Annotated in this window: 29 protein-coding genes and 1 pseudogene; 19 read left to right on the top strand and 11 right to left on the bottom strand. The window is 60.8% G+C overall.

Annotated elements, in window-relative coordinates:
* Positions 1-34: 34 nt before the first annotated feature.
* The 3 genes from AC0Z5Z_RS20715 (at position 35) to tldD (ending at position 6,274) form a co-directional block, all read left to right on the top strand.
* Positions 35-3,838, top strand: a complete 3,804-nt coding sequence (locus AC0Z5Z_RS20715) for a YhdP family protein (RefSeq protein WP_485611579.1) — start codon at positions 35-37, stop codon at positions 3,836-3,838.
* Between the two features lie 128 nt (positions 3,839-3,966).
* The gene (locus tag AC0Z5Z_RS20710) at positions 3,967-4,827 is read left to right on the top strand and encodes a carbon-nitrogen hydrolase family protein (RefSeq protein ID WP_236169664.1); all 861 of its coding nucleotides are present in this window, start codon (positions 3,967-3,969) and stop codon (positions 4,825-4,827) included.
* A gap of 4 nt (positions 4,828-4,831) precedes the next feature.
* On the top strand, positions 4,832-6,274 hold the full coding sequence (gene tldD, locus AC0Z5Z_RS20705) for a metalloprotease TldD (protein ID WP_016771693.1): 1,443 nt from the start codon (positions 4,832-4,834) through the stop codon (positions 6,272-6,274).
* Between the two features lie 51 nt (positions 6,275-6,325).
* On the opposite strand, the gene yjgA is transcribed toward tldD, so the two are convergent.
* Positions 6,326-6,850: a ribosome biogenesis factor YjgA gene (gene yjgA / locus AC0Z5Z_RS20700; RefSeq protein ID WP_016771692.1), complete on the bottom strand. Its 525-nt coding sequence runs from the start codon at positions 6,848-6,850 to the stop codon at positions 6,326-6,328.
* A gap of 108 nt (positions 6,851-6,958) precedes the next feature.
* On the opposite strand from yjgA, the gene pmbA reads away from it, so the two are divergent.
* From pmbA to AC0Z5Z_RS20670, 6 genes and pseudogenes are all read left to right on the top strand, one after another.
* Complete coding sequence (pmbA, locus tag AC0Z5Z_RS20695; protein WP_024011613.1) at positions 6,959-8,305, top strand: metalloprotease PmbA; 1,347 nt, start codon at positions 6,959-6,961, stop codon at positions 8,303-8,305.
* Positions 8,306-8,557: 252 nt separating this feature from the next.
* A pseudogene (locus AC0Z5Z_RS20690) lies at positions 8,558-8,638 on the top strand (FagA protein); the annotation flags it as partial.
* Positions 8,623-8,748 (top strand): hypothetical protein, encoded by a 126-nt coding sequence (locus tag AC0Z5Z_RS20685; protein ID WP_269085003.1) that lies wholly within the window; start codon positions 8,623-8,625, stop codon positions 8,746-8,748. The pseudogene AC0Z5Z_RS20690 and the gene AC0Z5Z_RS20685, both read left to right, overlap by 16 nt.
* 27 nt (positions 8,749-8,775) lie before the next feature.
* A complete protein-coding gene (locus tag AC0Z5Z_RS20680; RefSeq protein WP_042608764.1) occupies positions 8,776-9,216 on the top strand; it encodes a hypothetical protein in 441 nt (146 codons plus the stop codon).
* 1 nt (position 9,217) lies between these two features.
* On the top strand, positions 9,218-9,829 hold the full coding sequence (locus tag AC0Z5Z_RS20675) for a superoxide dismutase (protein ID WP_252877451.1): 612 nt from the start codon (positions 9,218-9,220) through the stop codon (positions 9,827-9,829).
* Positions 9,830-9,858: 29 nt separating this feature from the next.
* A complete protein-coding gene (locus AC0Z5Z_RS20670) occupies positions 9,859-10,752 on the top strand; it encodes a ZIP family metal transporter (protein ID WP_252877452.1) in 894 nt (297 codons plus the stop codon).
* A 34-nt stretch (positions 10,753-10,786) separates the two neighbouring features.
* Here the strand turns inward: AC0Z5Z_RS20670 and AC0Z5Z_RS20665 are convergent, their stop codons facing one another.
* From AC0Z5Z_RS20665 to AC0Z5Z_RS20620, 10 genes are all read right to left on the bottom strand, one after another.
* Positions 10,787-11,062 carry an HPr family phosphocarrier protein gene (locus AC0Z5Z_RS20665; RefSeq protein ID WP_016771685.1) on the bottom strand — a complete coding sequence of 92 codons (276 nt, stop codon included), beginning with the start codon at positions 11,060-11,062 and terminating at the stop codon, positions 10,787-10,789.
* Positions 11,063-11,077: 15 nt separating this feature from the next.
* Entirely contained in the window at positions 11,078-11,935 is an 858-nt protein-coding gene (gene rapZ, locus AC0Z5Z_RS20660) for an RNase adapter RapZ (protein WP_041477977.1), read from the bottom strand.
* 2 nt (positions 11,936-11,937) lie between these two features.
* Positions 11,938-12,402 (bottom strand): PTS IIA-like nitrogen regulatory protein PtsN, encoded by a 465-nt coding sequence (ptsN, locus tag AC0Z5Z_RS20655; RefSeq protein WP_041477978.1) that lies wholly within the window; start codon positions 12,400-12,402, stop codon positions 11,938-11,940.
* An 11-nt stretch (positions 12,403-12,413) separates the two neighbouring features.
* Entirely contained in the window at positions 12,414-12,722 is a 309-nt protein-coding gene (hpf, locus tag AC0Z5Z_RS20650; RefSeq protein WP_007912419.1) for a ribosome hibernation-promoting factor, HPF/YfiA family, read from the bottom strand.
* A 73-nt stretch (positions 12,723-12,795) separates the two neighbouring features.
* Positions 12,796-14,286 carry an RNA polymerase factor sigma-54 gene (locus AC0Z5Z_RS20645; protein WP_041477979.1) on the bottom strand — a complete coding sequence of 497 codons (1,491 nt, stop codon included), beginning with the start codon at positions 14,284-14,286 and terminating at the stop codon, positions 12,796-12,798.
* A gap of 166 nt (positions 14,287-14,452) precedes the next feature.
* Positions 14,453-15,178, bottom strand: coding sequence for an LPS export ABC transporter ATP-binding protein (gene lptB / locus AC0Z5Z_RS20640; RefSeq protein ID WP_024011621.1), 726 nt, complete (start codon positions 15,176-15,178; stop codon positions 14,453-14,455).
* Positions 15,178-15,723 carry a lipopolysaccharide transport periplasmic protein LptA gene (gene lptA / locus AC0Z5Z_RS20635; RefSeq protein ID WP_016771679.1) on the bottom strand — a complete coding sequence of 182 codons (546 nt, stop codon included), beginning with the start codon at positions 15,721-15,723 and terminating at the stop codon, positions 15,178-15,180. The genes lptB and lptA overlap by 1 nt, the downstream gene beginning before the upstream one ends.
* Complete coding sequence (gene lptC / locus AC0Z5Z_RS20630; RefSeq protein ID WP_024011622.1) at positions 15,710-16,282, bottom strand: LPS export ABC transporter periplasmic protein LptC; 573 nt, start codon at positions 16,280-16,282, stop codon at positions 15,710-15,712. Before lptC ends, lptA begins: the two co-directional genes overlap by 14 nt.
* Before the next feature lie 8 nt (positions 16,283-16,290).
* Complete coding sequence (locus AC0Z5Z_RS20625; RefSeq protein WP_016771677.1) at positions 16,291-16,815, bottom strand: KdsC family phosphatase; 525 nt, start codon at positions 16,813-16,815, stop codon at positions 16,291-16,293.
* Positions 16,815-17,789, bottom strand: coding sequence for a KpsF/GutQ family sugar-phosphate isomerase (locus tag AC0Z5Z_RS20620; RefSeq protein ID WP_252877454.1), 975 nt, complete (start codon positions 17,787-17,789; stop codon positions 16,815-16,817). The genes AC0Z5Z_RS20625 and AC0Z5Z_RS20620 overlap by 1 nt, the downstream gene beginning before the upstream one ends.
* Positions 17,790-18,061: 272 nt before the next feature.
* Here AC0Z5Z_RS20620 and AC0Z5Z_RS20615 point away from each other — a divergent pair, with 272 nt between their 5' ends.
* The 10 genes from AC0Z5Z_RS20615 to hisC all read left to right on the top strand — a co-directional run bounded on the left by AC0Z5Z_RS20615 (position 18,062) and on the right by hisC (position 26,027).
* On the top strand, positions 18,062-18,871 hold the full coding sequence (locus AC0Z5Z_RS20615; protein WP_076565862.1) for an ATP-binding cassette domain-containing protein: 810 nt from the start codon (positions 18,062-18,064) through the stop codon (positions 18,869-18,871).
* Positions 18,871-19,668 carry a lipid asymmetry maintenance ABC transporter permease subunit MlaE gene (gene mlaE, locus AC0Z5Z_RS20610; protein WP_016771674.1) on the top strand — a complete coding sequence of 266 codons (798 nt, stop codon included), beginning with the start codon at positions 18,871-18,873 and terminating at the stop codon, positions 19,666-19,668. The genes AC0Z5Z_RS20615 and mlaE overlap by 1 nt, the downstream gene beginning before the upstream one ends.
* Positions 19,668-20,135 carry an outer membrane lipid asymmetry maintenance protein MlaD gene (gene mlaD / locus AC0Z5Z_RS20605; protein WP_016771673.1) on the top strand — a complete coding sequence of 156 codons (468 nt, stop codon included), beginning with the start codon at positions 19,668-19,670 and terminating at the stop codon, positions 20,133-20,135. The genes mlaE and mlaD overlap by 1 nt, the downstream gene beginning before the upstream one ends.
* A gap of 11 nt (positions 20,136-20,146) precedes the next feature.
* The gene (locus tag AC0Z5Z_RS20600) at positions 20,147-20,800 is read left to right on the top strand and encodes an MlaC/ttg2D family ABC transporter substrate-binding protein (protein ID WP_076565863.1); all 654 of its coding nucleotides are present in this window, start codon (positions 20,147-20,149) and stop codon (positions 20,798-20,800) included.
* Complete coding sequence (locus AC0Z5Z_RS20595) at positions 20,797-21,102, top strand: STAS domain-containing protein (RefSeq protein ID WP_056782947.1); 306 nt, start codon at positions 20,797-20,799, stop codon at positions 21,100-21,102. The genes AC0Z5Z_RS20600 and AC0Z5Z_RS20595 overlap by 4 nt, the downstream gene beginning before the upstream one ends.
* Before the next feature lie 115 nt (positions 21,103-21,217).
* A complete protein-coding gene (locus AC0Z5Z_RS20590) occupies positions 21,218-21,457 on the top strand; it encodes a BolA family protein (RefSeq protein WP_016771670.1) in 240 nt (79 codons plus the stop codon).
* Between the two features lie 22 nt (positions 21,458-21,479).
* Complete coding sequence (murA, locus tag AC0Z5Z_RS20585) at positions 21,480-22,745, top strand: UDP-N-acetylglucosamine 1-carboxyvinyltransferase (protein ID WP_042608749.1); 1,266 nt, start codon at positions 21,480-21,482, stop codon at positions 22,743-22,745.
* Between the two features lie 128 nt (positions 22,746-22,873).
* Entirely contained in the window at positions 22,874-23,509 is a 636-nt protein-coding gene (hisG, locus tag AC0Z5Z_RS20580) for an ATP phosphoribosyltransferase (protein WP_016771668.1), read from the top strand.
* A 125-nt stretch (positions 23,510-23,634) separates the two neighbouring features.
* On the top strand, positions 23,635-24,972 hold the full coding sequence (hisD, locus tag AC0Z5Z_RS20575; protein WP_042608748.1) for a histidinol dehydrogenase: 1,338 nt from the start codon (positions 23,635-23,637) through the stop codon (positions 24,970-24,972).
* Positions 24,973-24,974: 2 nt separating this feature from the next.
* Positions 24,975-26,027 carry a histidinol-phosphate transaminase gene (hisC, locus tag AC0Z5Z_RS20570; RefSeq protein WP_485611578.1) on the top strand — a complete coding sequence of 351 codons (1,053 nt, stop codon included), beginning with the start codon at positions 24,975-24,977 and terminating at the stop codon, positions 26,025-26,027.
* Positions 26,028-26,304 lie beyond the last annotated feature (277 nt).

Genomic DNA, 26,304 nt, shown 5'->3' with positions numbered 1-26,304 from the left:
TTTCGCAGTTTTTTTGCCATGGGAGCCAACTGACATGGAGCGTCTGACACGCATTCTGGCCGCACTCACCCGCTGGGGGCTGGGCCTGTGCGCGTTGGTTCTGGTGTTGATGGCGTTGTACGTCAGCCTCGGCCGCGAGCTGACGCCACTGGTGGCCGAATACCGCGCCGACATCGAAGACAAGGCAAGCGCCGCCCTCGGCATGCCCTTGCAGATCGGTGAGCTGGAAGGCAACTGGAGCGGTTTCGCGCCGATCCTGCTGGCCCATGACGTGATGGTCGGCGACGGCGCCAACGCGCTGCGCCTCGACCGCGTACGGGTAGTGCCGGATATGTGGGGCAGCTTGCTCGCCCGCGAAGTCCGTCTCGCGCATATCGAACTCAACGGTTTGAAGATCAGCCTCAAGGAAGCCGAAGACGGTACCTGGGCGCTGGAAGGGCTGCCGGTGCAGAAGGATCAGCCGTTCGATGCGGCGCAACTGTTCCAGCGCTCGCAGATGATCAGGCAACTGTCGGTGCTCGACAGCCAGGTGACCCTGCAACCGCTCGATCACCCGCCCATGACGCTCACCTATGTCGGCCTCAATCTGCGTACCGGCGCCAGCCGCCAGCGTCTCGACGCGCGTCTGACCTTGCCCGATGGCCAGCCTGTCGCGCTGAGCCTGCGCAGCCAGCTGCGTCCTGATCAGTGGCAGAACAGCGCCATCGAGGGTTATGCCAGTCTGCCGCAGAGCGACTGGGCGAAATGGCTGCCCGAGCGCCTGACCCAGCAATGGAATTTTTCCGAGATCAAGGCCGGCGGCGAACTCTGGGTCGATTGGGCCGAAGGCGCGTTGCAAAGCGCCGCGTTGCGCCTGAATGCGCCGCAAGTGACCGGTGCCTACGCCGAGCGCAAGCCGATCCAGATCAACAATCTGGCGCTCAACGCCTATTACCGCAACACAGCCGAAGGGGTGAAAGTCACCCTCGATTCACTGGCGATGAGCTTCGGCGAAACCCGCTGGGAATCCCATGTGCAGGTGCAGCAGACCCGCGCCAGCGCCAAGGCTGAAGAGCTCTGGCATTTGCAGGCCGATCGCCTCGATCTGACCCCGATCACGCCGCTGCTCAATGCGCTGGGGCCGTTGCCACAAAGCTTCGCCACAGTGGTCGAGCGTTTGAAGGTAACCGGCGGCCTGCGTAACGTGTTGCTGGACTTCCGCCCGACCGCCACCGATGGCAACAAATTCGGCTTTGCCGCCAACCTCGACAACGTCGGTTTCGATGCCTACCACGGCGCTCCGGCGGCGCGCAATGTCAGCGGCAGCCTGAGCGGCAACCTCGACGGCGGCGAGTTGCGCCTCGACAGCAAGGATTTCGTCCTGCACCTCGATCCGATTTTCGCCAAGCCATGGCAATACCTGCAGGCCAATGCGCGGCTGACCTGGAAGCTCGACAAGGATGGCTTCACCCTGATTGCGCCATACCTCAAGGTATTGGGCGAGGAGGGCAAGATTGCCGGCGATTTCCTCATTCGCCTGCACTTTGACCATAGCCAGGAAGACTACATGGACCTGCGCGTCGGCCTGGTTGATGGCGACGGTCGCTACACCGCGAAATACCTGCCGGCGGTGTTGAGCCCGGCGCTTGATGAGTGGCTGCGCACAGCGATCCTCAAAGGCGCGGTGGATCAGGGCTTCTTCCAGTATCAGGGCTCGCTGAGCAAGAACGCCGGCGAGGCTGATCGCAGCATCAGCCTGTTCTTCAAAGTGCATGACGCCGAACTGGCCTTTCAGCCGGGCTGGCCCCATGTGAGCAAGGTCAGCGGTGACGTGTTCATCGAGGACAGCGGCGTGCGCATCTGGGCCAGCAAAGGCCAGTTGCTCGACACCCAAGTCAGCGATGTCTTCGTCAATATTCCTCATGTACCGGCCGGGCAGAACTCGCATTTGTTCCTGGATGGCGCATTTGCCGGTGGCCTGGGCGACGGCTTGAAGATTCTTCAGGATGCGCCGATCGGCACTGGTGAGACCTTTGCCGGTTGGGAGGGCGCGGGTGATCTGAATGGCAAGCTCAAGCTGGATATTCCGCTGGCCAAGGGCGAGCAGCCGAAAATACTCGTCGATTTCAAGACCGCCAACGCACGGCTGAAACTGGCCGAACCGAAACTGGAACTGAGCCAGCTCAAGGGCGATTTCCGCTTCGACAGCAATAAAGGCCTCAGCGGCCAGAACATCTCTGCACGGGCCTTCGACAAACCGGTCACTGCGCAGATCTTCGCTGATGGCAGCCCCAACCAGATCAAGACCCGAGTTGCGGCGTCGGGGCAGGTCGAAGTGAAGAAGCTCACTGACTGGCTGGGTGTGACCCAGCCGTTGCCGGTGTCCGGGACGATTCCGTATCAGTTGCAGCTGAATCTTTTCGGGGCCGACAGCCAGTTGCTGGTCAGCTCCAGCCTCAAAGGCGTGGCGGTGGATCTGCCGGCGCCGTTCGGCATGACCGCCGATGTCGGGCGCGACACAGTGTTTCGCATGACCCTGCAAGGGCAGGAGCGGCGTTACTGGTTCAATTACGATCAACTGGCCAATTTCACTTTTGCTGCGCCGCCGAGCAATTTCGCCGACGGCCGTGGCGAACTGTTTCTCGGCGCTGGCGAAGCGGTGTTGCCGGGCGCCAAGGGCCTGCGCATTCGCGGGGTGTTGTCGGAACTGGACGTCGCGCCGTGGCAGGATCTGGCCAGCAAGTACGCTGGCGGGGATCCGGGCGGCAGCGCCAAGCAACTGCTGAGCAGTGCTGACATCAAGGTCGGCAAATTGACCGCGTTCGGCACCACGCTGGATCAGGCTTCGGTGCAGATCAATCGCAAGCCAGGCGCGTGGAACCTGGCGCTGGATAGCCAACAGGTCAAGGGCAGCGCCAGCCTGCCGGATGCCAAGGGCGTACCGATTGCGGTGAATCTGCAATACGTGAAACTGCCGGCGCCGGACCCGGCGGTGCAGGCTGACGAGAACGCGCCTGATCCATTGGCGTCGGTCGACCCGACGAAAATCCCGGCGCTGGATATAACCCTCAACCAATTATTCCTCGGCCCCGACCTGGTGGGTGGCTGGTCGCTGAAAGTGCGGCCGACCGCCAAGGGCATCGCGCTGAACAACCTCGACATGGGCCTCAAGGGCATCCTCCTGCAAGGCAACGGCGGCTGGGAAGGCGCGCCGGGGGCGACCAGCAGTTGGTACAAGGGCCGCATTGGCGGCAAGAATCTGGCCGACGTGCTCAAAGGCTGGGGCTTCGCGCCGAGCGTGACCAGCGAAGAATTCCATATGGATGTCGACGGCCGTTGGCCGGGCTCGCCGGCGTGGCTGGCGACCAAGCGCTTCTCCGGCACCCTCGATGCCTCGCTGAACAAAGGCCAGTTCGTTGAAGTGGAAGGCGGTGCTCAGGCGCTGCGGGTGTTCGGCCTGCTCAACTTCAACTCGATCGGCCGGCGCCTGCGTCTGGACTTCTCCGACCTGTTCGGCAAAGGCCTGAGCTACGACCGGGTCAAAGGTTTGCTGGTGGCGAACAATGGTGTCTACGTGACACGTGAGCCGATTCGCCTGACCGGGCCTTCGAGCAACCTTGAGCTGGACGGCACGCTGGATCTGGTTGGTGACAAGGTCGATGCGAAATTGCTGGTGACCTTGCCGGTGACCAACAACCTGCCGATCGCCGCGTTGCTCGTCGGCGCACCGGCGGTCGGCGGCGCGCTGTTCCTCATCGACAAGCTGATCGGCGACCGCGTCGCGCGCTTCGCCAGCGTCAAGTACACCGTCAAAGGCCCATGGAAAGAGCCGAAAATCACCTTCGACAAGCCTTTTTAACTAGCAGACACTACCCCTGTAGGAGCTGCCGAAGGCTGCGATCTTTTGATCTGGCTCTTAAAAAAAATCAACAGATCGCAGCCTTCGCCAGCTCCTACACAGTCATATGCAAATCCCGAGGAGCGGCCATGTCTTTAGCGGTGATTCAAATGGTCAGCCAGAGCGACGTGCCGGCCAATCTGGCCCAGGCCCGGCGCCTGCTCGAACAGGCCGCCGCCGGCGGGGCGAAACTCGCGGTGCTGCCGGAAAACTTCGCCGCCATGGGCCGTCGCGACGTCGCCGATATCGGCCGCGCCGAGGCCTTGGGCGAAGGGCCGATCCTGCCCTGGTTGAAACAGACCGCCCGCGACCTCACCTTATGGATAGTCGCCGGTACATTGCCGTTGCCACCGTTGGGTCAACCCACGGCCAAAGCCAATGCCTGCTCGTTGCTGATCAACGATAACGGTGAGATCGTCGCGCGCTATGACAAGCTGCATCTGTTCGATGTCGATGTCGCCGACAATCGCGGCCAATACCGTGAATCCGATGACTATGCTTATGGCGGTAATGTAGTGGTGGCGGATACGCCGGTGGGGCGAGTCGGTCTGAGTGTGTGTTACGACTTGCGTTTCCCGGAGCTGTACAGTGAATTGCGTGCCGCCGGTGCCGAATTGATTACCGCACCGTCGGCGTTTACGGCCGTAACCGGCGCCGCGCATTGGGATGTACTGATCCGCGCGCGGGCCATCGAAACACAGTGTTATATCCTCGCGGCCGCACAGGGCGGCAGTCATCCGGGGCCACGCGAGACCTTCGGGCATGCGGCGATTGTCGACCCGTGGGGGCGCGTACTGGCCCAACAGGATCAAGGCGAGGCGGTGTTGCTGGCCGCCCGCGACAGCGATGAACAAGCGTCCATCCGGGCGCGCATGCCGGTGACGCGTCATCGGCGGTTTTTCTCGCAGGGCGCCCAGCGGCCTGCTTCAGAACACGAATTTAAGGCGTAAACCTATGAGCGAGTTGTTGTCCTCAGTCAGTGATCACCTGTTGGCACCCGGCGGTGTCACGATCGAGAGCCTGCAAGGCGTGCTCGGCGATCTGGCCGGGCCGGGCATCGATGCCGCCGACCTGTATTTCCAAGGCCAGATTTCCGAGTCATGGGCGCTGGAAGACGGCATCGTCAAGGAAGGCAGCTTCAACCTCGATCAGGGTGTCGGCGTGCGTGCACAGTCCGGTGAGAAGACCGGTTTTGCCTACAGCAACGCGATCACCCTCGAGGCCCTCGGCGCAGCGGCCCGCGCCGCGCGTTCGATCTCCCGTGCCGGACAGAACGGCACCGTGCAGGCATTCACCAGCCAGGACGTCGCGCAGCTGTACGCGCCGGATAACCCGCTGGAAGTGCTCAGCCGCGCGGAAAAAGTCGAGTTGCTCAAACGCATCGACGTCGCCACCCGCGCACTCGATCCACGGATTCAGCAGGTCAGCGTGAGCATGGCCGGGGTCTGGGAGCGGATTCTGGTGGCCTCCACCGACGGTGGCCTGGCCGCCGACGTGCGACCGCTGGTGCGCTTCAATGTCAGCGTCATCGTTGAGCAGAACGGCCGGCGCGAACGCGGCGGGCATGGCGGCGGTGGGCGTACCGATTACCGCTACTTCCTCGCCGAAGACCGCGCCATGGGTTATGCCCGCGAAGCGCTGCGCCAGGCGCTGGTCAACCTTGAAGCAATTCCAGCGCCGGCCGGTACCTTGCCGGTGGTGCTGGGTTCCGGCTGGTCCGGGGTGCTGCTGCACGAAGCGGTCGGTCACGGTCTGGAAGGCGATTTCAACCGCAAGGGCAGCTCGGCCTATAGCGGGCGCATGGGTGAAATGGTTGCCTCCAAGCTATGCACCATCGTCGATGACGGCACCTTGAGCGGCCGTCGCGGTTCGCTGAGCGTCGATGACGAAGGCACGCCGACCGAATGCACCACGCTGATCGAAAACGGCGTACTCAAGGGCTACATGCAAGACAAGCTCAATGCGCGCCTGATGGGCGTAGCGCGGACCGGTAACGGTCGTCGCGAATCCTATGCGCATCTGCCGATGCCACGCATGACCAACACCTACATGCTCGGTGGCGAAAGTGATCCGGCGGAAATCATCGCTTCGGTGAAGAAGGGCATCTACTGCGCCAACCTCGGCGGCGGTCAGGTCGATATCACCAGCGGCAAGTTCGTGTTCTCGACCAGCGAGGCTTATCTGATCGAGGACGGCAAAATCACCGCACCGGTCAAAGGCGCGACATTGATCGGCAACGGTCCCGAGGCGATGAGCCGGGTGTCGATGGTCGGTAACGATCTGGCGCTGGACAGCGGTGTGGGTACGTGCGGCAAGGATGGGCAGTCGGTGCCGGTAGGTGTCGGCCAGCCAACGCTGAAAATCGATGCGATCACCGTGGGTGGCACGGGCGCATAAGAACGGTGGGGCTTTCGGGTGGCGCGCAGGACGGCCACCCGGTGGCGATTATCAACGCAGACCGCGTTGAGTCTCGTCCAGCTCCCGAATGTATTTGAAGATCTTGCGGCTCGAAGCAGGTGGTTTGTTTTGCGCAACCTCATGCTGGGCCTGACGGATCAGGGAACGCAATTGCTGGCGATCGGCGTCCGGGTACTCGATGACGAATTTCTCCAGCACGGCGTCATCGCCCGCGATCAGGCGGTCACGCCAGCGTTCCAGATTATGGAAACGCTCGTTGTACTGGCGAGTGGAGGCATCGAGTTGATCGAGCAGAGTCAGAATCGCGTCAGTGTCCTGGTCGCGCATCAGTTTGCCGATGAACTGCAAATGCCGTTTACGCGCGATGTTCGCGGTGTGCTTGGGCGCATCGGCCAATGCCCGGCGCAAAGCGTCGGTCAACGGCAGTTTGGCGACCAGATCAGGCTTGAGTGTGGTCAGGCGCTCGCCGAGGTCAACCAGCGCATGCAACTCGCGTTTGACCTGAGATTTGCTTTTTTCTCCCGTATCGAGGGAGTCGTCGTAAGAATCAACCATGGTGGCAGTCCGCAAAGAAACGCCGCCATGATAACCAGTCGGGGGCCGCTTGTCCGGCCCGGTCGCTCGATGACCCCAGCCGAAAGCAGAATTTGAGTGGAGATGAGCATGAGTGCAGTTCAAAGCGTCGGCCCGCAGGCATTGCCGGCACTGCAAGAACAGGTCGAGCAGATCATCGCCGAAGCCAAGCGCCAGGGCGCCAGCGCCTGTGAAGTCGCGGTGTCGCTGGAGCAGGGGCTGTCGACCTCGGTGCGTCAGCGCGAGGTCGAAACCGTTGAATTCAATCGTGATCAGGGTTTTGGCATCACCCTGTACGTCGGCCAGCGCAAAGGCTCGGCCAGCACCTCGGCCACCGGGCCGGAGGCGATTCGTGAAACCGTCGCTGCAGCACTCGCGATCGCCAAACACACCTCCGAGGACGAAGCCTCGGGTCTGGCCGACGCCGCACTGATGGCCAGGGATGTGCAGGACTTCGACCTGTTCCACGAATGGGACATCACCCCGGAACAGGCCATTGAGAAGGCTTTGCTCTGCGAGGCAGCGGCGTTCGATGCCGATGCGCGGATCAAGAACGCCGACGGCACCACCCTCAGCACCCATCAGGGCTGCCGGGTTTATGGCAACAGCCACGGTTTCATCGGCGGTTACGCGTCGACCCGGCACAGCCTGAGTTGCGTGATGATCGCCGAAGCTGACGGGCAGATGCAGCGCGATTACTGGTATGACGTCAATCGCCAGGGCAGTCTGCTCGCCGATCCGGTGAGCATCGGCCAGCGTGCAGCGCAACGGGCGGCGAGCCGTCTGGGCGCGCGTCCGGTGCCGACCTGTGAAGTGCCGGTGCTGTTTTCCGCTGAGCTGGCGGGCGGTCTGTTCGGCAGCTTCCTCTCGGCAGTATCCGGCGGCAGTCTGTATCGCAAATCGTCGTTTCTCGAAGGCACACTGGGGCAGAAGCTGTTCCCGGAATGGCTGACCATTGATGAGCGTCCGCATCTGATGCGTGCCATGGGCAGTGCTTCCTACGACGGTGATGGCCTGGCAACTTACGCGAAACCATTCGTCGAAAAGGGCGAGTTGGTCTCCTACATCCTCGGCACCTATTCCGGGCGCAAACTGGGCATGCCGAGCACCGCCAACGCGGGCGGGGTGCACAACCTGTTCGTCACCCACGGTGATGAGGATCAGGCAGCGCTGTTGAAGCGCATGGGCCGAGGACTGCTGGTCACCGAGTTGATGGGCCACGGCCTGAACATGGTCACCGGTGACTATTCGCGCGGTGCGGCGGGCTTCTGGGTCGAGAACGGCGAGATCCAGTTCGCCGTGCAGGAAGTGACCATCGCCGGCAACATGCGCGACATGTTCAAGCAGATTGTCGCAGTGGGTAATGATCTGGAACTGCGCAGCAACATTCGCACCGGGTCTGTGTTGATCGAGCGGATGACTGTCGCCGGCAGCTAAGCCGCGAATCCGCCAACAAAAAAAGGCGCGCCATCCGTTGTGGATGGCGCGCCTTTTTTATTCGCTTCGCACAAATCCCCTGTGGGAGCGAGCCTGCTCGCGAAAGCGGTGGATCAGTTGCAAATGTGCTGGCTGACACGGCGCATTCGCGAGCAGGCTCGCTCCCACAAATGAACAGCGCAAACTCGAACGCTTGTTTTGGTTCTCATTATCATCTAATAATAAATCTCATTACCGAACGAATCACGGATCATGAGTTCTGCCTTGTACGAGCAGCCCTATCTCGAAAGCCGGCGCTGGATGAGTCGCCAGATCCGTTGCGCGCTAAAGCCTGCAAGGAAGGCCGCGCGGTGATCGACGTCGCCCTGGAACACACCGACCTGTCGCGCAGCCAGCTGGAAGAGTTGCTCAACCCCGAGAAACTCACCGCCGGCGGCGTGTAAACCCCGCAACCGCTTTGGAGGCTCACCATGGAGCACTGGAAACGCACGATCGAACGGGCCAATCGCTGCTTCATGCTGGGCGAACTGATCGACGCCCGAGAGGCTTACCTGCAAGCCCTGGCCCTGGCGCAAGTGTTGTTCGAACGCTGGGCGGATGCCGACGAAGCGGTGGCGGCCTGCGTCGTCTCACATCACAACCTGGCTGACCTGCATCTGCGCCTGAACCAACCGGAGGAGAGCGCCGAATATCTCTGTGCCATCCATCAACGTTTGTTGCAGACCATGCAGGACGAGCGCTTGCGTCCGGCCCTGCGTGAGGCGGCGCTGCGCCAGAGCAGCAAGACCTATGTCGAACTGTTGAATTTCATCAGCGAGCACGGCGAATACCCACGCACCCAGCGCCTGCTGCATCCGGACACCGGCAATGCCCGCCGCGCCTCAACTTCTCATCAGTATGGAGTCCATTGAAATGGCTTTTACCTTGCCTGCCTTGCCTTACGCCTACGATGCCCTCGAGCCGCACATCGATGCGCAGACCATGGAAATCCATTACACCAAGCATCACCAGACCTACATCAACAACCTCAACGCCGCCGTGGAAGGCACCGAGTTCGCCGAGTGGCCGGTGGAAAAACTCGTCGCCAGCGTGCAGCAACTGCCGGAAAAACTTCGCGCGGCGGTGATCAATCAGGGCGGCGGCCACGCCAACCATTCGCTGTTCTGGGAAGTGATGGTGCCCAACGGTGGCGGCAAGCCCGACGGCGCGCTGGCCAAGGCTATCGACGAGCAACTGGGCGGACTCGACAGTTTCAAGGAAGCGTTCACCAAAGCCGCGCTGACCCGTTTTGGCAGCGGCTGGGCGTGGCTGAGCGTGACACCGGATAAAAAACTGGTCGTGGAAAGCAGCGGCAACCAGGACAGCCCGTTGATGAACGGCAACACCCCGATCCTTGGCCTCGATGTCTGGGAGCACGCTTACTACCTGCGTTACCAGAACCGTCGCCCGGAATACATCAACGCGTTCTACAACGTGATCAACTGGCCGGAAGTTGCTGCGCGCTATCAGGCCGCACTGGTTTAAGCCTTCAATAAAAACAATCAGGGCTGACTATGGGCACGGAAACACTGGCGATTGGCAGTGGGCGCATGTTTCGTTACGCGGTGGGTTCGCTGTTGCTGTTGGCGGGTATGACTTTACTGGTCGCCCACGCTTTGCAATGGCTGAATCTGGAACCGAGGCTGTTACGTGCCTTGCAGGGCGGTGCCATCTGCGCCTTGGGCACGGCACTTGGCGCGGTGCCGGTGCTGGTGATCCGGCGCATGCCGCAGGCACTCAGCGACACCTTGCTGGGATTTGGTGCGGGAGTGATGCTGGCGGCGACGGCGTTTTCGCTGATCGTGCCGGGCATAGCTGCAGCTGAGAGCCTTGGCCTGACGCCGTGGGCCGCCAGTGGCCTGATCTGCTTCGGCATCCTGCTCGGTGCGTTCGGTCTGTATCTGGTGGATCGGCGCATTTGCGGTGCCTCGCCGGAGATGCTCGTCGGCACGTTGGAGCATCCGGTGATTCCACCGCGAATCTGGCTGTTCGTGTTCGCCATCATCGCGCACAACATTCCGGAAGGCATGGCGGTTGGCGTATCTGCCGGAGGCGGGATGGCGGACGCCGACAGTCTGGCGATGGGCATTGCGTTGCAGGATGTGCCGGAAGGACTGGTGATTGCTCTGGTGCTCGCCGGGGCGGGAATGTCGCGGGTCAGAGCGTTTCTGATCGGCGCGGCGTCGGGGCTGGTCGAACCGGTATTTGCGCTGCTGTGTGCGTGGCTCGTGAGTCTGGCTCAGGTGCTGCTGCCGCTGGGGCTGGCACTGGCGGCGGGGGCGATGTTGCTGGTGGTGACCCACGAAGTGATCCCGGAATCGCGCCGTCATGGGTATGACAAGCTGGCGAGTCTGGGCCTTCTGATCGGGTTTTGTCTGATGATGGTGATGGATACGGCGTTGGGGTGAATGGAGGCGAGGAACAGTGTCCCCGCCTCAAGGATTATTCACCTTCGTCGAAATACCTTTCGATCAGATCGACCAATGCGTCCATGGCTTCCTGAGCCTGTTCGCCTTCGGTGCTTAAATGGATCTTGGTGCCTTTACCCGCCGCGAGCATCATCATAGCCATGATGCTCTTGCCGTCGACAGTCGTTTCAGGTGTGCGTCCCACTCGGATCGTGCAGTCTGGATACTGACCCGCCACGCCGACAAATTTGGCCGATGCCCGGGCATGCAGGCCCAGCTTATTGATGATTTCGATTTCACGAGCAGGCATCGCGGTGTAAATCCTTTAGGTGAGGTCGCGGTGGCGAACCTGGACGTTCTTCAGGGTTTTCTGCAGGGCCTGACCCAGTCGTTCGGTCAGGTAGACGGAGCGGTGATGCCCGCCGGTGCAGCCAATGGCAATGGTGACGTAGGCGCGGTTGCTGGCGGCGAAGCGTGGTAGCCACTTGTTCAGGTAGGCGTAGATGTCCTGATACATTTCTTCGACATCCGGCTGCTGCGCCAGGTACTCGGCCACCGGTGCATCAAGGCCCGATTGCGCACGCAGTTCCGGTTTCCAGTACGGATTGGGCAGGCAGCGCACGTCGAACACCAGGTCGGCGTCGACCGGCATGCCGCGCTTGAAGCCGAACGACTCGACCAGAAACGCCGTACCGGGCTCCGGTTGATTCAACAGGCGCAACTTGATGGTGTCGCGCAGTTGATACAGATTCAGACTGGTGGTGTTGATCTTCAGGTCGGCCAGATCGGCGATCGGACCGAGCAGGGCGGTTTCGTCGTGAATCGCCTCGGCCAGTGAGCGATTGGCGTTGCTCAGCGGGTGACGACGACGGGTCTCGGAAAAACGCTTGAGCAGGGTTTCTTCATCGGCGTCCAGGTACAGCACATCGCACTTGATATGCTTGGCACGCACGTCTTCGAGCAACTCAGGGAAACGTGACAGATGGCTGGGCAGGTTGCGCGCATCGATCGACACGGCGACCAGCGGCTGCGCCAGTTCTGTGTGAATCAGCGCTCGCTCGGCCAGTTCCGGCAGCAAACCGGCCGGCAGATTGTCGATGCAGTAGTAGCCGTTGTCCTCAAGGACATTCAGGGCGGTACTTTTACCCGAGCCCGAACGGCCACTGACAATGATCAAACGCATGATTAGTGCCCGTTCTGCTCGTCCAGTACAACCTGGTACAAGGCTTCATTGCTCGGAGCGCTGCGCAATTTGTCGCGCACTTCCTTGCGGTCGAGCATGCTGGCGATCTGGCGCAACAACTCCAGATGCGCGTCGGTTGCGGCTTCCGGGACCAGCAGTACGAACAACAGGTCCACCGGAGCGCCGTCGATGGCGTCGAAATCGATCGGGGCTTCGAGGTGCAGCAGGGCGCTCACTGGCCCCGCGCAGCCCTTGAGGCGGCAGTGGGGAATGGCGATGCCGTTGCCAAAACCGGTGGAGCCGAGTTTTTCACGGGCGATCAGCGCCTCGAAGACATCCTGCATCGCCAGATCCGGCACTTCGCGGTGGATCAGGTTGGCAATCTGTTCGAGGGCTTTTTTCTTGCTGCCGCCCGGCGCGTTCACTTGGGAACGGCCGGGGGTCAGGATGGTTTCAAGTCGGATCATGGATAGGGGTGTTAACGACCGGTCGCGCCCTGGAGGAGGCTCTGGGTCTTTTCCTTATGCTTTTTGAGTTGGCGATCCAGCTTGTCGGTAAGTGAGTCGATCGCAGCGTACATGTCGGTATCTTCTGCGTTTGCGACCACTTCACTGCCGGGAATATGCAAGGTGGCTTCGATCTTCTGTTTCAGCTTTTCGACGCACATCGTGACCTGCACGTTGGTGATCTTGTCGAAATGTCGCTCCAGTCGCTGGAGTTTTTCCTCGATGTAGGAACGCAGAGGTTGGGTCACTTCCAGTTGGTGTCCACTGATGTTGACTTGCATACAGCTTCTCCTTCGTTGCCAGTGCATAAAGCGGCAGGCCGAAAAGCCTGCCACTGGAACGCTGTAACGTGGCTTACATCAACCGCTTGCGTTCGCTCGAAGGCGCGATTCCGAGGGATTCGCGGTACTTGGCGACGGTGCGGCGAGCCACCTGAATGCCTTGTGCCTCCAGTAAACCAGCGATCTTGCTGTCACTCAACGGCTTTTTCTGATTTTCCGCAGCGACCAGTTTCTTGATGATCGCGCGGATCGCCGTGGACGAGCATTCGCCGCCTTCGGAGGTGCTGACGTGGCTGGAGAAAAAGTATTTCAGCTCATAAATACCGCGCGGGGTATGCATGAATTTTTGTGTGGTCACCCGGGAAATCGTCGATTCGTGCATGCCGACCGCTTCGGCGATGTCATGCAATACCAACGGCTTCATTGCTTCGTCGCCGTATTCGAGGAAGCCGCGCTGATGTTCGACGATCTGCGTGGCCACTTTCATCAGGGTTTCGTTGCGGCTCTGCAGGCTCTTGATGAACCAGCGCGCTTCCTGCAACTGGTTGCGCATGAAAGTGTTGTCGGCGCTGGTGTCGGCGCGCTTCACAAAACCGGCGTACTGGGCGTTGACGCGCAGGCGAGGCACCGATTCCTGGTTCAGCTCGACCAGCCAGCGCTCGTTGTCCTTGCGCACGATCACGTCGGGAATCACGTATTCGGCTTCGGTCGACTCGATCTGTGAGCCGGGACGCGGATTGAGGCTCTGCACCAGTTCGATGACCTGGCGCAGCTCGTCTTCCTTGAGCTTCATGCGCCGCATCAACTGGCTGTAATCGCGGCTGCCGAGCAGGTCGATGTAATCGGCGACAAGCCGCTTGGCCTCGGTCAGCCACGGCGTCTTCGCGGGCAGCTGGCGCAATTGCAGCAGCAGGCATTCGCTGAGGTTGCGGGCGCCGATACCAGCGGGCTCGAATTGCTGGATGCGATGCAGGACGGCTTCGATTTCGTCGAGCTCGATGTCCAGTTCCGGATCGAACGCTTCAAGAATTTCTTCGAGTGTTTCGTCCAGATAGCCCTGATTGTTGATGCAGTCGATCAGGGTGACAGCGATCAGGCGATCGGTGTCGGACATCGGCGCCAGGTTCAGTTGCCAGAGCAGATGGCTTTGCAGGCTCTCGCCGGCGGACGTGCGGGTGGTGAAATCCCACTCATCGTCATCGCTGCTGGGCAGGCTGCTGGCGCTGGTCTGGTAAACGTCTTCCCAGGCGGTATCCACTGGCAGTTCATTGGGGATGCGCTCGTTCCAATCGCCATCCTCGAGGTTATCCACCGTCGGGGCGGTTTCCTGGTAGGAGGGTTCCTGGATTTCGGCGGGCTTCTGTTCGGCGTTGTCGGCCAGCGGATCGGCGTTGTCGAAGTCGTCGCCTTCTTCCTGGCGCTCGAGCATCGGATTGGATTCCAGAGCCTCCTGGATCTCCTGTTGCAGGTCCAGGGTCGACAATTGGAGCAGGCGGATGGCCTGTTGCAGCTGCGGTGTCATCGTCAGCTGCTGGCCCATTCTCAAGACTAGCGATGGTTTCATGGCAGGGGCTTAACACCTTATTCGCCGGCGCTTTGCGCCATCCACTACAGGGCGCCGAAGCGCCAAACTTAAGCAAATTATATGCCTGAAACTGAAGTGTTTGCCTAGAGCGCTGTAACAATTAAAGCGGATAAATGCGCCTTGAATCGATACAGCGCTGTCGCGCTTACAGGCGGAACTCGTGACCCAGATACACTTCCTTGACCAGATCGTTGGCCAGGATGGTCTCGGCATCGCCTTCAGCGATCAGTTGACCGTCGTTGACGATGTAAGCGGTTTCGCAAATGTCCAGCGTCTCACGCACGTTGTGGTCGGTGATCAGCACACCGATGCCCTTGGCCTTGAGGTGATGGATGATCTGCTTGATGTCGCCGACCGAGATCGGGTCAACGCCGGCGAACGGTTCGTCGAGCAGTATGAATTTCGGTGCCGTCGCCAGGGCGCGAGCGATTTCCACCCGGCGGCGTTCACCACCGGACAGGCTCATGCCGAGGTTGTCGCGGATGTGGCTGATGTGGAATTCCTGCAGCAGGCTTTCCAGCTCCTTGCGACGACCGGCCTTGTCCAGCTCCGGGCGGGTCTCGAGGATCGCCATGATGTTGTCGGCGACCGACAGTTTACGGAAGATCGACGCTTCTTGCGGCAGATAGCCGATACCGGCCTTGGCGCGGCCGTGCATCGGCTGGTGGCTGACGTCCAGATCATCGATCAGCACACGGCCCTGATCAGCCTGCACCAAGCCGACGATCATGTAGAAGCACGTCGTCTTGCCGGCGCCGTTCGGGCCGAGCAAGCCGACGATCTGCCCGCTGTCGATCGACAGGCTGACGTCACGCACGACCTGGCGGCTTTTATAGGCCTTGGCCAGGTGCTGAGCTTTCAGAGTTGCCATTACTGGGATTTCTCTTCGGTTTTCTTCTTCGGCTGGATCACCATGTCGATGCGCGGACGCGATTCGGTGACCTTGCTGCCTGTGGCGCGACCGGCGCTGGCCAGCTTCTTCACGGTGTCGTAGACGATTTTTTCGCCCTGGGTGACGTTGTTATCCTTGTCGATAACCTTGGCCTTGTCGATCAGCACCACCCGGTTCTGCTGGGCGTGGTATTGAATCGTCACGCCGTAGCCCTTGACCGGGTTGGCGTCGCCCTGGGTCTGCAACTGCTCGAAGTAAGCCAGGTTGCCTACCGAGGTCACCACGTCGATGTCGCCATTGGGCGCGCGCGTCATGGTCACGGTGTTGCCTTTAACGATCATCGAGCCCTGGGTAATGATCACGTCACCTTTATAGGTGGCGATGCCATTCTTGTCGTCCAGTTGGGCGTCGTCGGCCTGAATGCGGATAGGCTGCTGCTGATCGTTCGGCAGGGACCAGGCGCTCGCGCTTCCCAGTGCTGCGCCCAGACTGAGCAAAATAGGGAGGGTTTTAACGAGCCTCATACTGTCCTCTTACGTTCGATTGCAGGTGTATCCTGCTGTCCTTCAGGTACGCTTTCATTCCGACGCCAGTCGATACGCCGCCAGCGCCCTCGATTCTAACGGGTTGCGCGGTCTGCGCATATTCTTGCTGCGGGAACACGGTCATGCGGGTGCTGGTGATCAGGGTGCCGCGCTGTTTCTCATCGGTGCGCTGTACGCGGACCGAATCGATCAATTCAACTTCGGTGCCGCCCGAATTCACTTCGCCGCGCTCGCTGGTCACGTGCCACGGGAAGTCGGTGCCGCGGTACATGTTCAAATCAGGCTTGGTTACCAGAGTGACATCGGTGGCCTTGACGTGCTCGGCCTTGTCGGAGGTCATCTCGTACTGCACCTTGCCGTCGGGCAGGTACTGAATGGTGTGCGTGTTGGTCGCGTACCAGTCGATCGGATTCTCGGCGGCCGAGACCGGCGGCTTGTCGAGGAAGCGCTCCGGGCTGATGTTCCAGTAGCCCACCGCAGCGAAAATCGCCGCGATGCAGCCGAACAGCAGGAAATTGCGAAACTTTTTGCTAAACATGGTCAGGCTCACAGGTACGCGGCGTTGGCCGCTTCGAGGCGGCCCTGGGCGCGCAGGATCAATTCGCAGAATTCGCGGGCGGCACCTTCGCCGCCACGGGCGCGGGTAACGCCGTGGGCGTGTTCGCGGACGAAATCGGCAGCGTTGGCCACCGCCATGCCCAGCCCTACACGGCGGATCACCGGCAAGTCTGGCAGATCGTCACCGAGATAGGCGACTTCTTCATAGCTTAGGCCCAGTTGCGCGAGCAGACCGTCGAGTACCACCAGTTTGTCCTCGCGCCCCTGAAACAGATGCGGGATGCCGAGGTTTTTCGCGCGGCGCTCGACCACCGGGGTCTTGCGACCACTGATGATCGCCGTCTGCACGCCGGCATTCATCAACATCTTGATGCCCTGGCCGTCGAGCGTGTTGAAGGTCTTGAACTCGCTGCCGTCTTCGAGGAAGTACAGGCGCCCGTCGGTGAGCACACCGTCGACGTCGAACACTGCCAGTTTGATCGCTTTGCCGCGTTGCAGCAGATCGTTGCTCATTACATGACTCCTGCGCGCAGCAGATCGGAGAGGTTGAAGGCGCCGATCGGGCGATCCTCCTCGTCGACGACTACCAGGGCGTTGATTCGATGGTCTTCCATGATTTTCAGGGCTTCGGCGGCGAGCATGTCGGGCCGGGCGGTCTTGCCGTGTGCAGTCATCACCTGGTCGATGGTGGCGCTGCGGATGTCGATGGCGCGATCCAGCGTGCGGCGCAAATCACCGTCGGTGAAGATCCCGGCGAGCTTGCCATCGGTCTCAATAATAGCGGTCATGCCCAGACCCTTGCGGGTCATTTCCATTAGCGCGTCCTTGAGCAGGGTACCGCGTTGTACCTGCGGCAGCTCCTGTCCTGCGTGCATGACGTTTTCGACTTTCAGCAGCAGGCGACGGCCAAGGGCACCGCCCGGATGCGAGAACGCGAAATCTTCAGCGGTGAAACCACGAGCTTCCAGCAGCGCCACGGCCAGGGCATCGCCCATGACCAGTGCGGCCGTGGTCGAAGAGGTCGGTGCCAGATTCAGCGGGCAGGCTTCGTGCTCGACATGCACATTGAGATTGACCTCGGCAGCCTTCGCCAATGACGACTGTGGATTGCCGGTGACGCTGATCAGCTGGATACCCAGGCGTTTGATCAATGGCAGCAGCGTTACGATTTCGTTGGTCGAGCCGGAGTTCGACAGGGCCAGAATCACATCGTCGCGGGTGATCATGCCCATGTCGCCGTGGCTGGCTTCGGCCGGATGCACAAAAAACGCCGGAGTGCCGGTGCTGGCCAGGGTGGCGGCGATCTTGTTGCCGATGTGCCCGGATTTGCCCATGCCGACTACGACCACACGGCCCTTGCTGGCCAGAATCATCTCGCAAGCGCGTACGAAATCGGCGTCGATATGGGCCATCAAGCCTTGGACGGCTTCCACTTCGAGGCGGATGGTGCGTTGTGCCGATTGAATCAGGTCGCAGGTTTTGCTCATGTCAGAATCGTATGGGCCGATGAAAAGGCGGCGATTATAGCGGGTATGTGGCAAAGCCTCACGCAAGTTCGACGTGCTTTGTCATTACTGGTTACCAAAACCCTCTGAAAGTCGCTCAGGCCCTCTTCAGTCGGCGATCTTGGCCGGGTTCTCGCTTGGGCGCTCAGCCTTTGCAGTGATATAGTTCGCCGCCAGTTCGGCCTGCCCGGGATGCAGGTGTTTCCGAGGAAAGTCTGGCATCCCAGTGAGAGGCTGCATCGCAAGGAGTTTAGATGAGTGCCGATAACGCCTACGCGGTCGAGCTGAAGGGAGTCTCCTTCAAGCGCGGTGCGCGGAGCATTTTCAATAACGTCGATATCCGCATTCCGCGCGGCAAGGTCACCGGCATCATGGGGCCTTCCGGCTGCGGCAAGACCACGCTGCTGCGCCTGATGGGCGCGCAGTTGCGGCCGTCCGGCGGCGAAGTCTGGGTCAACGGGCAGAACCTGCCGACGCTGTCGCGCAGTGATCTGTTCGATGCGCGCAAGCACATGGGCGTGCTGTTTCAGAGCGGTGCGCTGTTCACCGACCTCGATGTGTTCGAGAACGTGGCCTTTCCGCTGCGGGTGCACACGCAACTGCCGGAAGACATGATTCGCGACATCGTCCTGCTGAAATTGCAGGCCGTGGGGCTGCGTGGCGCCATCGAGCTGATGCCGGACGAACTGTCCGGCGGCATGAAGCGCCGCGTGGCGCTGGCCCGGGCGATTGCCCTCGATCCGCAGATTCTCATGTACGACGAGCCCTTCGTGGGCCAGGACCCGATCGCCATGGGCGTGCTGGTGCGCCTGATCCGCCTGCTCAACGATGCACTGGGAATCACCAGCATCGTGGTCTCGCACGACCTGGCGGAAACCGCGAGCATTGCCGACTACATCTATGTCGTGGGCGATGGTCAGGTGCTGGGGCAGGGCACGCCGGATGAGCTGATGAATTCGGATGACCCGCGTATCCGCCAGTTCATGACCGGTGATCCCGATGGCCCGGTGCCGTATCACTTTCCAGCGACGGATTACCGCGCAGATCTTCTGGGGAAGCGTTGATGCGCAGAATTTCATTGATGGAACGCGTGCGTCGGTTCGGCGAATCGGCGATCGACGCGGTCGCGGTGTTTGGTCGGGCGACCCTGTTCCTGTTTCACGCCCTGCTGGGCCGTGGCGGTATCAGCGGTGGTTTTGGCCTGTTGGTCAAGCAGCTGCATTCGGTCGGCGTCATGTCGCTGGTGATCATCGTCGTTTCTGGCATTTTCATCGGCATGGTGCTCGCGCTGCAGGGCTTCAGCATTCTTTCCAGCTATGGTTCAGAGCAGGCTGTAGGGCAGATGGTCGCCCTGACGCTGCTGCGTGAACTGGGGCCAGTGGTCACGGCGTTGCTGTTTGCCGGGCGAGCCGGTTCGGCGTTGACCGCCGAGATCGGCAACATGAAATCCACCGAGCAGCTGTCCAGCCTGGAAATGATCGGTGTCGATCCGCTCAAGTACATCATTGCCCCGCGCCTGTGGGCCGGCTTCATTTCCCTGCCGGTGCTGGCGATGATCTTCAGCGTCGTCGGCATCTGGGGCGGTTCGTGGGTCGCAGTCGACTGGCTGGGCGTTTATGAAGGCTCGTACTGGGCGAACATGCAGAACAGCGTGAACTTCACCAGTGATGTGCTAAATGGCGTGATCAAGAGTGTCGTTTTCGCCTTTGTCGTGACCTGGATCGCCGTATTCCAAGGCTATGACTGTGAACCCACTTCCGAGGGAATCAGTCGTGCCACCACCAAGACCGTGGTGTTTGCCTCGCTGGCAGTGCTCGGTCTGGACTTTATTCTGACCGCTTTGATGTTTGGAGATTTCTGATGCAAAACCGCACCCTGGAAATCGGTGTCGGCCTGTTCCTGCTGGCAGGGATCCTGGCTTTGCTGCTGCTCGCCTTGCGCGTCAGCGGCCTGTCTCCGACTTCGTCCACCGACACTTACAAGTTGTATGCGTATTTCGACAATATCGCCGGTCTGACGGTCAGAGCCAAAGTGACCATGGCCGGTGTGACCATCGGCAAGGTCACCGCAATCGATCTGGATCGCGACAGCTTCACCGGTCGGGTCACGCTGCAAGTGGATAAAAAGGTCGACAACCTGCCGGTCGATTCGACTGCATCTATCCTCACCGCGGGTCTGCTGGGCGAGAAATACATCGGTATCAGCGTCGGCGGTGAAGACACCCAGTTGAAAGACGGTGGAACCATCCACGACACGCAGTCGTCACTGGTACTGGAAGACCTGATCGGTAAATTCCTGCTCAATACCGTTAGCAAAGACGCCAAATGAGGAGCTTTTGAATGATCTCTATCTTGCGACGTGGCCTGTTGGTGTTGCTCGCGGCCCTGCCGTTGATGGCTAACGCTGCACCGGGGCAATCGGCTCATGACCTGATTCAGGACACCACGAACCGGATGCTTGCCGACTTGCAGGCAAACAAAGAGAAGTACAAGCAGGATCCGCAGGATTTCTATGCGGCGCTCAACAGCATTGTGGGGCCGGTGGTGGATGCCGAGGGCATCTCCAAAAGCATCATGACCGTGAAGTATTCGCGCAAGGCCACGCCTGAGCAGATGCAGCGCTTTCAGGAAAACTTCAAGCGCGGTCTGTTCCAGTTCTATGGCAACGCTCTGCTGGAATACAACAACCAGGGCATCACGGTTGATCCGGCCAAAGACGAATCGGGCGACCGCACCAGCGTCAACATGACCGTCAAGGGCAGCAATGGCGCGATCTATCCGGTGCAGTACACGCTTGAGAAGATCAGCGGCGAGTGGAAGCTGCGCAACGTGATCATCAACGGCATCAACATCGGCAAGCTGTTCCGTGACCAGTTCGCCGACGCCATGCAACGCAATGGCAACGATCTGGACAAGACCATCGATGGCTGGGCCGGTGAAGTGGCCAAGGCCAAGCAGGAAACCGACAAAGCCGCCGCGAAGCCAGCGCAATGAGTGAGGCGGCAGTTCGTATGAGTGATGTCGACGAGCTGGTGCTCAGCGGCGTGCTGGATTACCGCACAGGGCCTGAGCTGCGCAAGGAAGGGCAGGCGCTGATCAAGTCGAGCAAGGCGTCGGCGCTGGTCATCGATTGTTCGGCGGTGCAGAAGTCCAGCAGCGTCGGCCTGTCGTTGCTGCTGTGCTTCATGCGCGATGCCCAGGCGGCCGGCAAGGCCGTCAGCATCCGTGCGATGCCTGAAGACATGCGCGAAATCGCTCAGGTCAGTGAACTGACCGAGCTGTTGGCGCAACCCTGAACCATCATCTATAAAGAAGCCCCCCGTCAGAGTCCTGCGTTGCGGGGTTCGCAGGCGCGGGGCTTTTTTGTATGATGTCCGACCCGTGCGCACAGGGCGCCGATTGAGGTTGAGCATGCAGGCCGTAGAAGTGAAGAGCTTCCTTGAAGGAAAGCTGCCAGGAACGCTGGTAGAAGTTGAAGGCGAAGGCTGCAACTTCCAGCTGAACGTGATTAGCGATGAACTGGCGGCGTTGAGCCCGGTGAAGCGTCAGCAGCAGGTCTATGCCCATTTGAACCCATGGATCACCGATGGCAGCATCCATGCGGTCACTATGAAATTTTTCAGCCGCGCGGCCTGGGCCGAGCGCACCTGAGCCCTAGGGCGTCGAGATACTAATGGATAAATTGATTATTACCGGTGGCGCTCGTCTTGATGGCGAGATCCGCATTTCCGGCGCGAAGAACTCCGCCCTGCCGATTCTGGCCGCGACCTTGCTGTGCGATGGCCCGGTCACCGTTGGCAACCTGCCGCACCTGCACGACATCACCACCATGATCGAGCTGTTCGGGCGCATGGGCATTGAGCCGGTAATCGACGAGAAGCTCAGCGTCGAAATCGACCCGCGCACCATCAAGACCCTGATCGCGCCGTACGAACTGGTGAAAACCATGCGTGCGTCGATCCTTGTGCTCGGCCCGATGGTCGCGCGTTTCGGTGAAGCCGAAGTCGCACTGCCTGGCGGTTGCGCCATCGGTTCGCGTCCGGTCGACCTGCACATCCGCGGTCTGGAAGCCATGGGCGCGGTCATCGACGTCGAAGGCGGCTACATCAAGGCCAAGGCGCCTGAAGGTGGCCTGCGCGGCGCGCACTTCTTCTTCGACACCGTCAGCGTGACCGGTACCGAAAACATCATGATGGCCGCAGCACTGGCCAAAGGTCGCAGCGTGTTGCAGAACGCCGCCCGCGAGCCTGAAGTGGTTGACCTGGCGAATTTCCTCAACGCCATGGGCGCCAAGGTTTCCGGCGCCGGCACCGACACCATCACCATCGATGGCGTCGAGCGTCTGGGTTCGGCTTTCTACAAGGTCATGCCTGACCGTATCGAAACCGGCACCTACCTGGTTGCTGCAGCCGTCACCGGTGGCCGCGTCAAGGTCAAGGACACCGATCCGACCATCCTCGAAGCGGTGCTGGAAAAGCTGCGTGAAGCCGGCGCGGAAATCACCTGCGGTGAAGACTGGATCGAGCTGAACATGCACGGCAAGCGCCCGAAAGCGGTCAACGTGCGCACCGCGCCATACCCGGCGTTCCCGACCGACATGCAGGCACAGTTCATCTCGCTCAACGCCATTGCCGAAGGCACCGGTGCGGTGATCGAGACGATCTTCGAAAACCGCTTCATGCACGTGTACGAACTGCACCGCATGGGCGCCAAGATCCAGGTCGAAGGCAACACCGCGATCGTCACCGGTACCGAAATCCTCAAGGGCGCGCCTGTGATGGCCACCGACCTGCGGGCTTCGGCCAGTCTGGTGATCTCGGCACTCATGGCCGAAGGCGACACGCTGATCGACCGCATCTACCACATAGACCGTGGTTACGAGTGCATCGAAGAAAAACTGCAAATGCTGGGTGCCAAGATCCGTCGCGTTCCGGGCTGATCGCTGCATCGGGACACACGGACGTGTCCACTGAATTCGTTTCGAGTCGAGGGTGTGCGCACCCTCGATGTGTGTCCGGCGCCGATTGCGACCGGGCATGAGTACCTTGATAAGGACTGACGTTTCCCATGTTGACCATCGCACTGTCCAAGGGCCGCATCCTTGACGACACACTGCCGCTTCTCGCTGAAGCGGGCATCGTGCCGACCGAGAATCCGGACAAGAGCCGCAAGCTGATCATCCCCACGACCCAGGACGACGTGCGTCTGCTGATCGTGCGCGCCACCGACGTGCCGACGTATGTCGAGCATGGCGCGGCCGACCTCGGCGTCGCCGGTAAGGACGTGCTGATGGAATACAGCGGCCAGGGCCTGTACGAGCCGCTGGACCTGCAGATCGCGCAGTGCAAGCTGATGACCGCCGGCAAAATCGGCGCGGCCGAGCCCAAGGGCCGTCTGCGCGTGGCGACCAAGTTCGTCAATGTTGCCAAGCGTTACTACGCCGAGCAGGGCCGTCAGGTCGACATCATCAAGCTGTACGGCTCGATGGAACTGGCGCCGCTGATTGGTCTGGCCGACAAGATCATCGACGTGGTCGACACCGGCAATACCCTGCGCGCCAACGGCCTGGAGCCACAGGAACTGATCGCCACGATCAGCTCGCGCCTGGTGGTCAACAAGGCTTCAATGAAAATGCAGCACGCCCGAATCCAGGCGTTGATCGACACCCTGCGCAACGCAGTGGAATCGCGACACCGCGGCTGATCTACCTGCGTGGCCCAAGGCCGCGCCGTCTATCCGCCTCATAGCCAGAATTCTCAGGTGCCCAAGCGGATCGAATGCTAGTTTCGGGCGCCTGAGTTATTTGCCATTCCTATGAGGCTCTCGCTATGACCGCAACCACTGCAATTCGCCGACTCAACGCTGCTGACCCGGATTTCGCGCATCATCTGGATCATCTGCTGAGCTGGGAAAGTGTGTCTGACGACTCGGTCAATCAGCGCGTGCTGGACATCATCAAGGCTGTGCGCGAGCGCGGTGACGCGGCGCTGGTCGAGTTCACCCAGAAGTTCGACGGCCTCGAAGTCGCCTCGATGGCCGACCTGATCCTGCCGCGCGAGCGCCTCGAACTGGCCCTGACCCGCATCACCGTGCCGCAGCGCGAAGCACTGGAAAAAGCCGCCGCCCGGGTGCGCAGCTATCACGAAAAGCAGAAGCAGGATTCCTGGAGCTACACCGAAGCCGACGGCACGGTGCTCGGCCAGAAAGTCACGCCGCTGGATCGTGCCGGCCTGTATGTGCCGGGTGGCAAAGCGTCGTATCCGTCGTCGGTGTTGATGAATGCGATTCCGGCCAAGGTTGCCGGCGTGACCGAAGTGGTCATGGTCGTGCCGACCCCGCGCGGTGAGCTCAACGAACTGGTGCTGGCCGCTGCCTGCATCGCCGGTGTCGACCGGGTGTTCACCATCGGCGGTGCGCAAGCGGTTGCTGCGCTGGCGTACGGCACTGAAAGCGTGCCGCGTGTCGACAAAGTCGTCGGCCCGGGCAACATCTACGTCGCCACCGCCAAGCGTCATGTGTTCGGCCAGGTCGGTATCGACATGATCGCCGGCCCTTCGGAAATCCTTGTGGTCTGCGACGGCCAGACCGATCCGGACTGGATCGCCATGGACCTGTTCTCCCAGGCCGAGCACGATGAAGACGCGCAAGCGATTCTGGTCAGCCCCGACGCCGAGTTCCTCGACAAGGTCGCCGCGAGCATCGACAAACTGCTGCCGACCATGGACCGCGCAACCATCATCGAGACCTCGATCAATGGCCGCGGCGCGCTGATCCAGGTGAGCGACATGGCCCAGGCCATCGAAGTCGCCAACCGCATCGCGCCGGAACACCTGGAGTTGTCGGTCGCTGATCCGCAAGCCTGGCTGCCGCAGATCCGTCACGCTGGCGCGATCTTCATGGGCCGCCACACCTCCGAAGCGCTGGGCGACTACTGCGCCGGCCCGAACCACGTCTTGCCGACTTCGGGCACTGCGCGTTTCTCCTCGCCGCTGGGTGTCTACGATTTCCAGAAACGTTCTTCGATCATCTTCTGCTCCGAGGCCGGTGCTTCCGAGCTGGGCAAGACTGCATCGGTACTGGCCCGTGGCGAATCGCTGAGCGCCCACGCCCGTAGCGCCGAATACCGCATCAAAGACGAAGACTTTCTGAAAGAGCAGGGGGAATGAGCATGAGTAAATTCTGGAGCCCGTTCGTCAAGGATCTGGTGCCGTACGTACCGGGCGAACAGCCGAAGCTGACCAGACTGGTCAAGCTCAACACCAACGAAAACCCCTACGGCCCGTCGCCAAAAGCATTGGCGGCGATGCAAGCCGAGCTCAACGACAATCTGCGCCTGTACCCGGACCCGAACAGTGATCTGCTGAAAAACGCCGTGGCCGAATACTACGGCGTGCAAACCAGTCAGGTGTTCCTCGGCAACGGTTCGGACGAAGTGCTCGCGCACATTTTCCACGGTCTGCTGCAACACGATCAGCCGCTGCTCTTCCCGGATATCAGCTACAGCTTCTATCCGGTCTATTGTGGGCTCTATGGAATTGAGTTCGACGCGGTGCCGCTGGATGCGCAATTCCAGATCAACCCGGCGGACTACGCCAAGCCGAACGGCGGGATCATTTTCCCCAACCCGAACGCCCCGACCGGCTGCCTGCTGGCGCTGGACGCCGTCGAGCAAATCCTCAAGGCCAGTCCAGATTCCGTTGTAGTCGTGGATGAGGCGTACATCGACTTCGGTGGCGAGACGGCGATCAGTCTGGTGGACCGCTATCCGAATCTGCTGGTGACGCAGACGCTGTCCAAGTCACGCTCGCTGGCCGGCCTGCGTGTCGGTCTGGCGGTAGGGCATCCGGACCTGATCGAAGCGCTGGAGCGGATCAAGAACAGCTTCAACTCCTATCCACTGGATCGTCTGGCGATTGTCGGCGCGGCGGCGGCGTTTGCCGATCGCGAGTATTTCGACAAGACCTGTCGTCAGGTGATCGAGAGCCGCGAATGGGTGGTGGCGCAGTTGCAGGCTAAAGGCTTTGAAGTGCTGCCGTCGGCGGCCAACTTCATCTTCGCTCGCCACCCGCAGCATGATGCGGCGGGCATGGCGGCCAAGCTGCGCGAGCAGGGCGTGATCGTGCGGCACTTCAAGCAGGAACGGATTGCGCAGTTCTTGCGGATATCGGTGGGTACGCCTGAGCAGAATCAGGCGTTGATCGACGGCCTTGGCGACCTCTAAAAGCAAAAGCCCCTCACCCTAGCCCTCTCCCAGAGGGAGAGGGGACTGAATGGGGAATATTGCAGAGGTTCACCGACTTGAACGATTTGTATTGAATCCATAATCAACTCGGTCTTTCAGGTCGATGTATCCCGCAAGACAACTCGGTCGGCCCCCTCTCCCAGAGGGAGAGGGGGCTGAATGGGAATATTGCAGAGGTTCACCGACTTGAACGATTTGTATTGAATCCATAATCAACTCGGTCTTTCAGGTCGATGTATCCCGCAAGACAACTCGG

The sequence above is a fragment of the Pseudomonas sp. 1L-E-NC-VB-C3 genome (genome assembly GCF_057291535.1).
The sequence above is the reverse complement of the archived record's forward strand: the minus strand, read 5'-3'. Positions and strand labels throughout refer to the sequence as shown.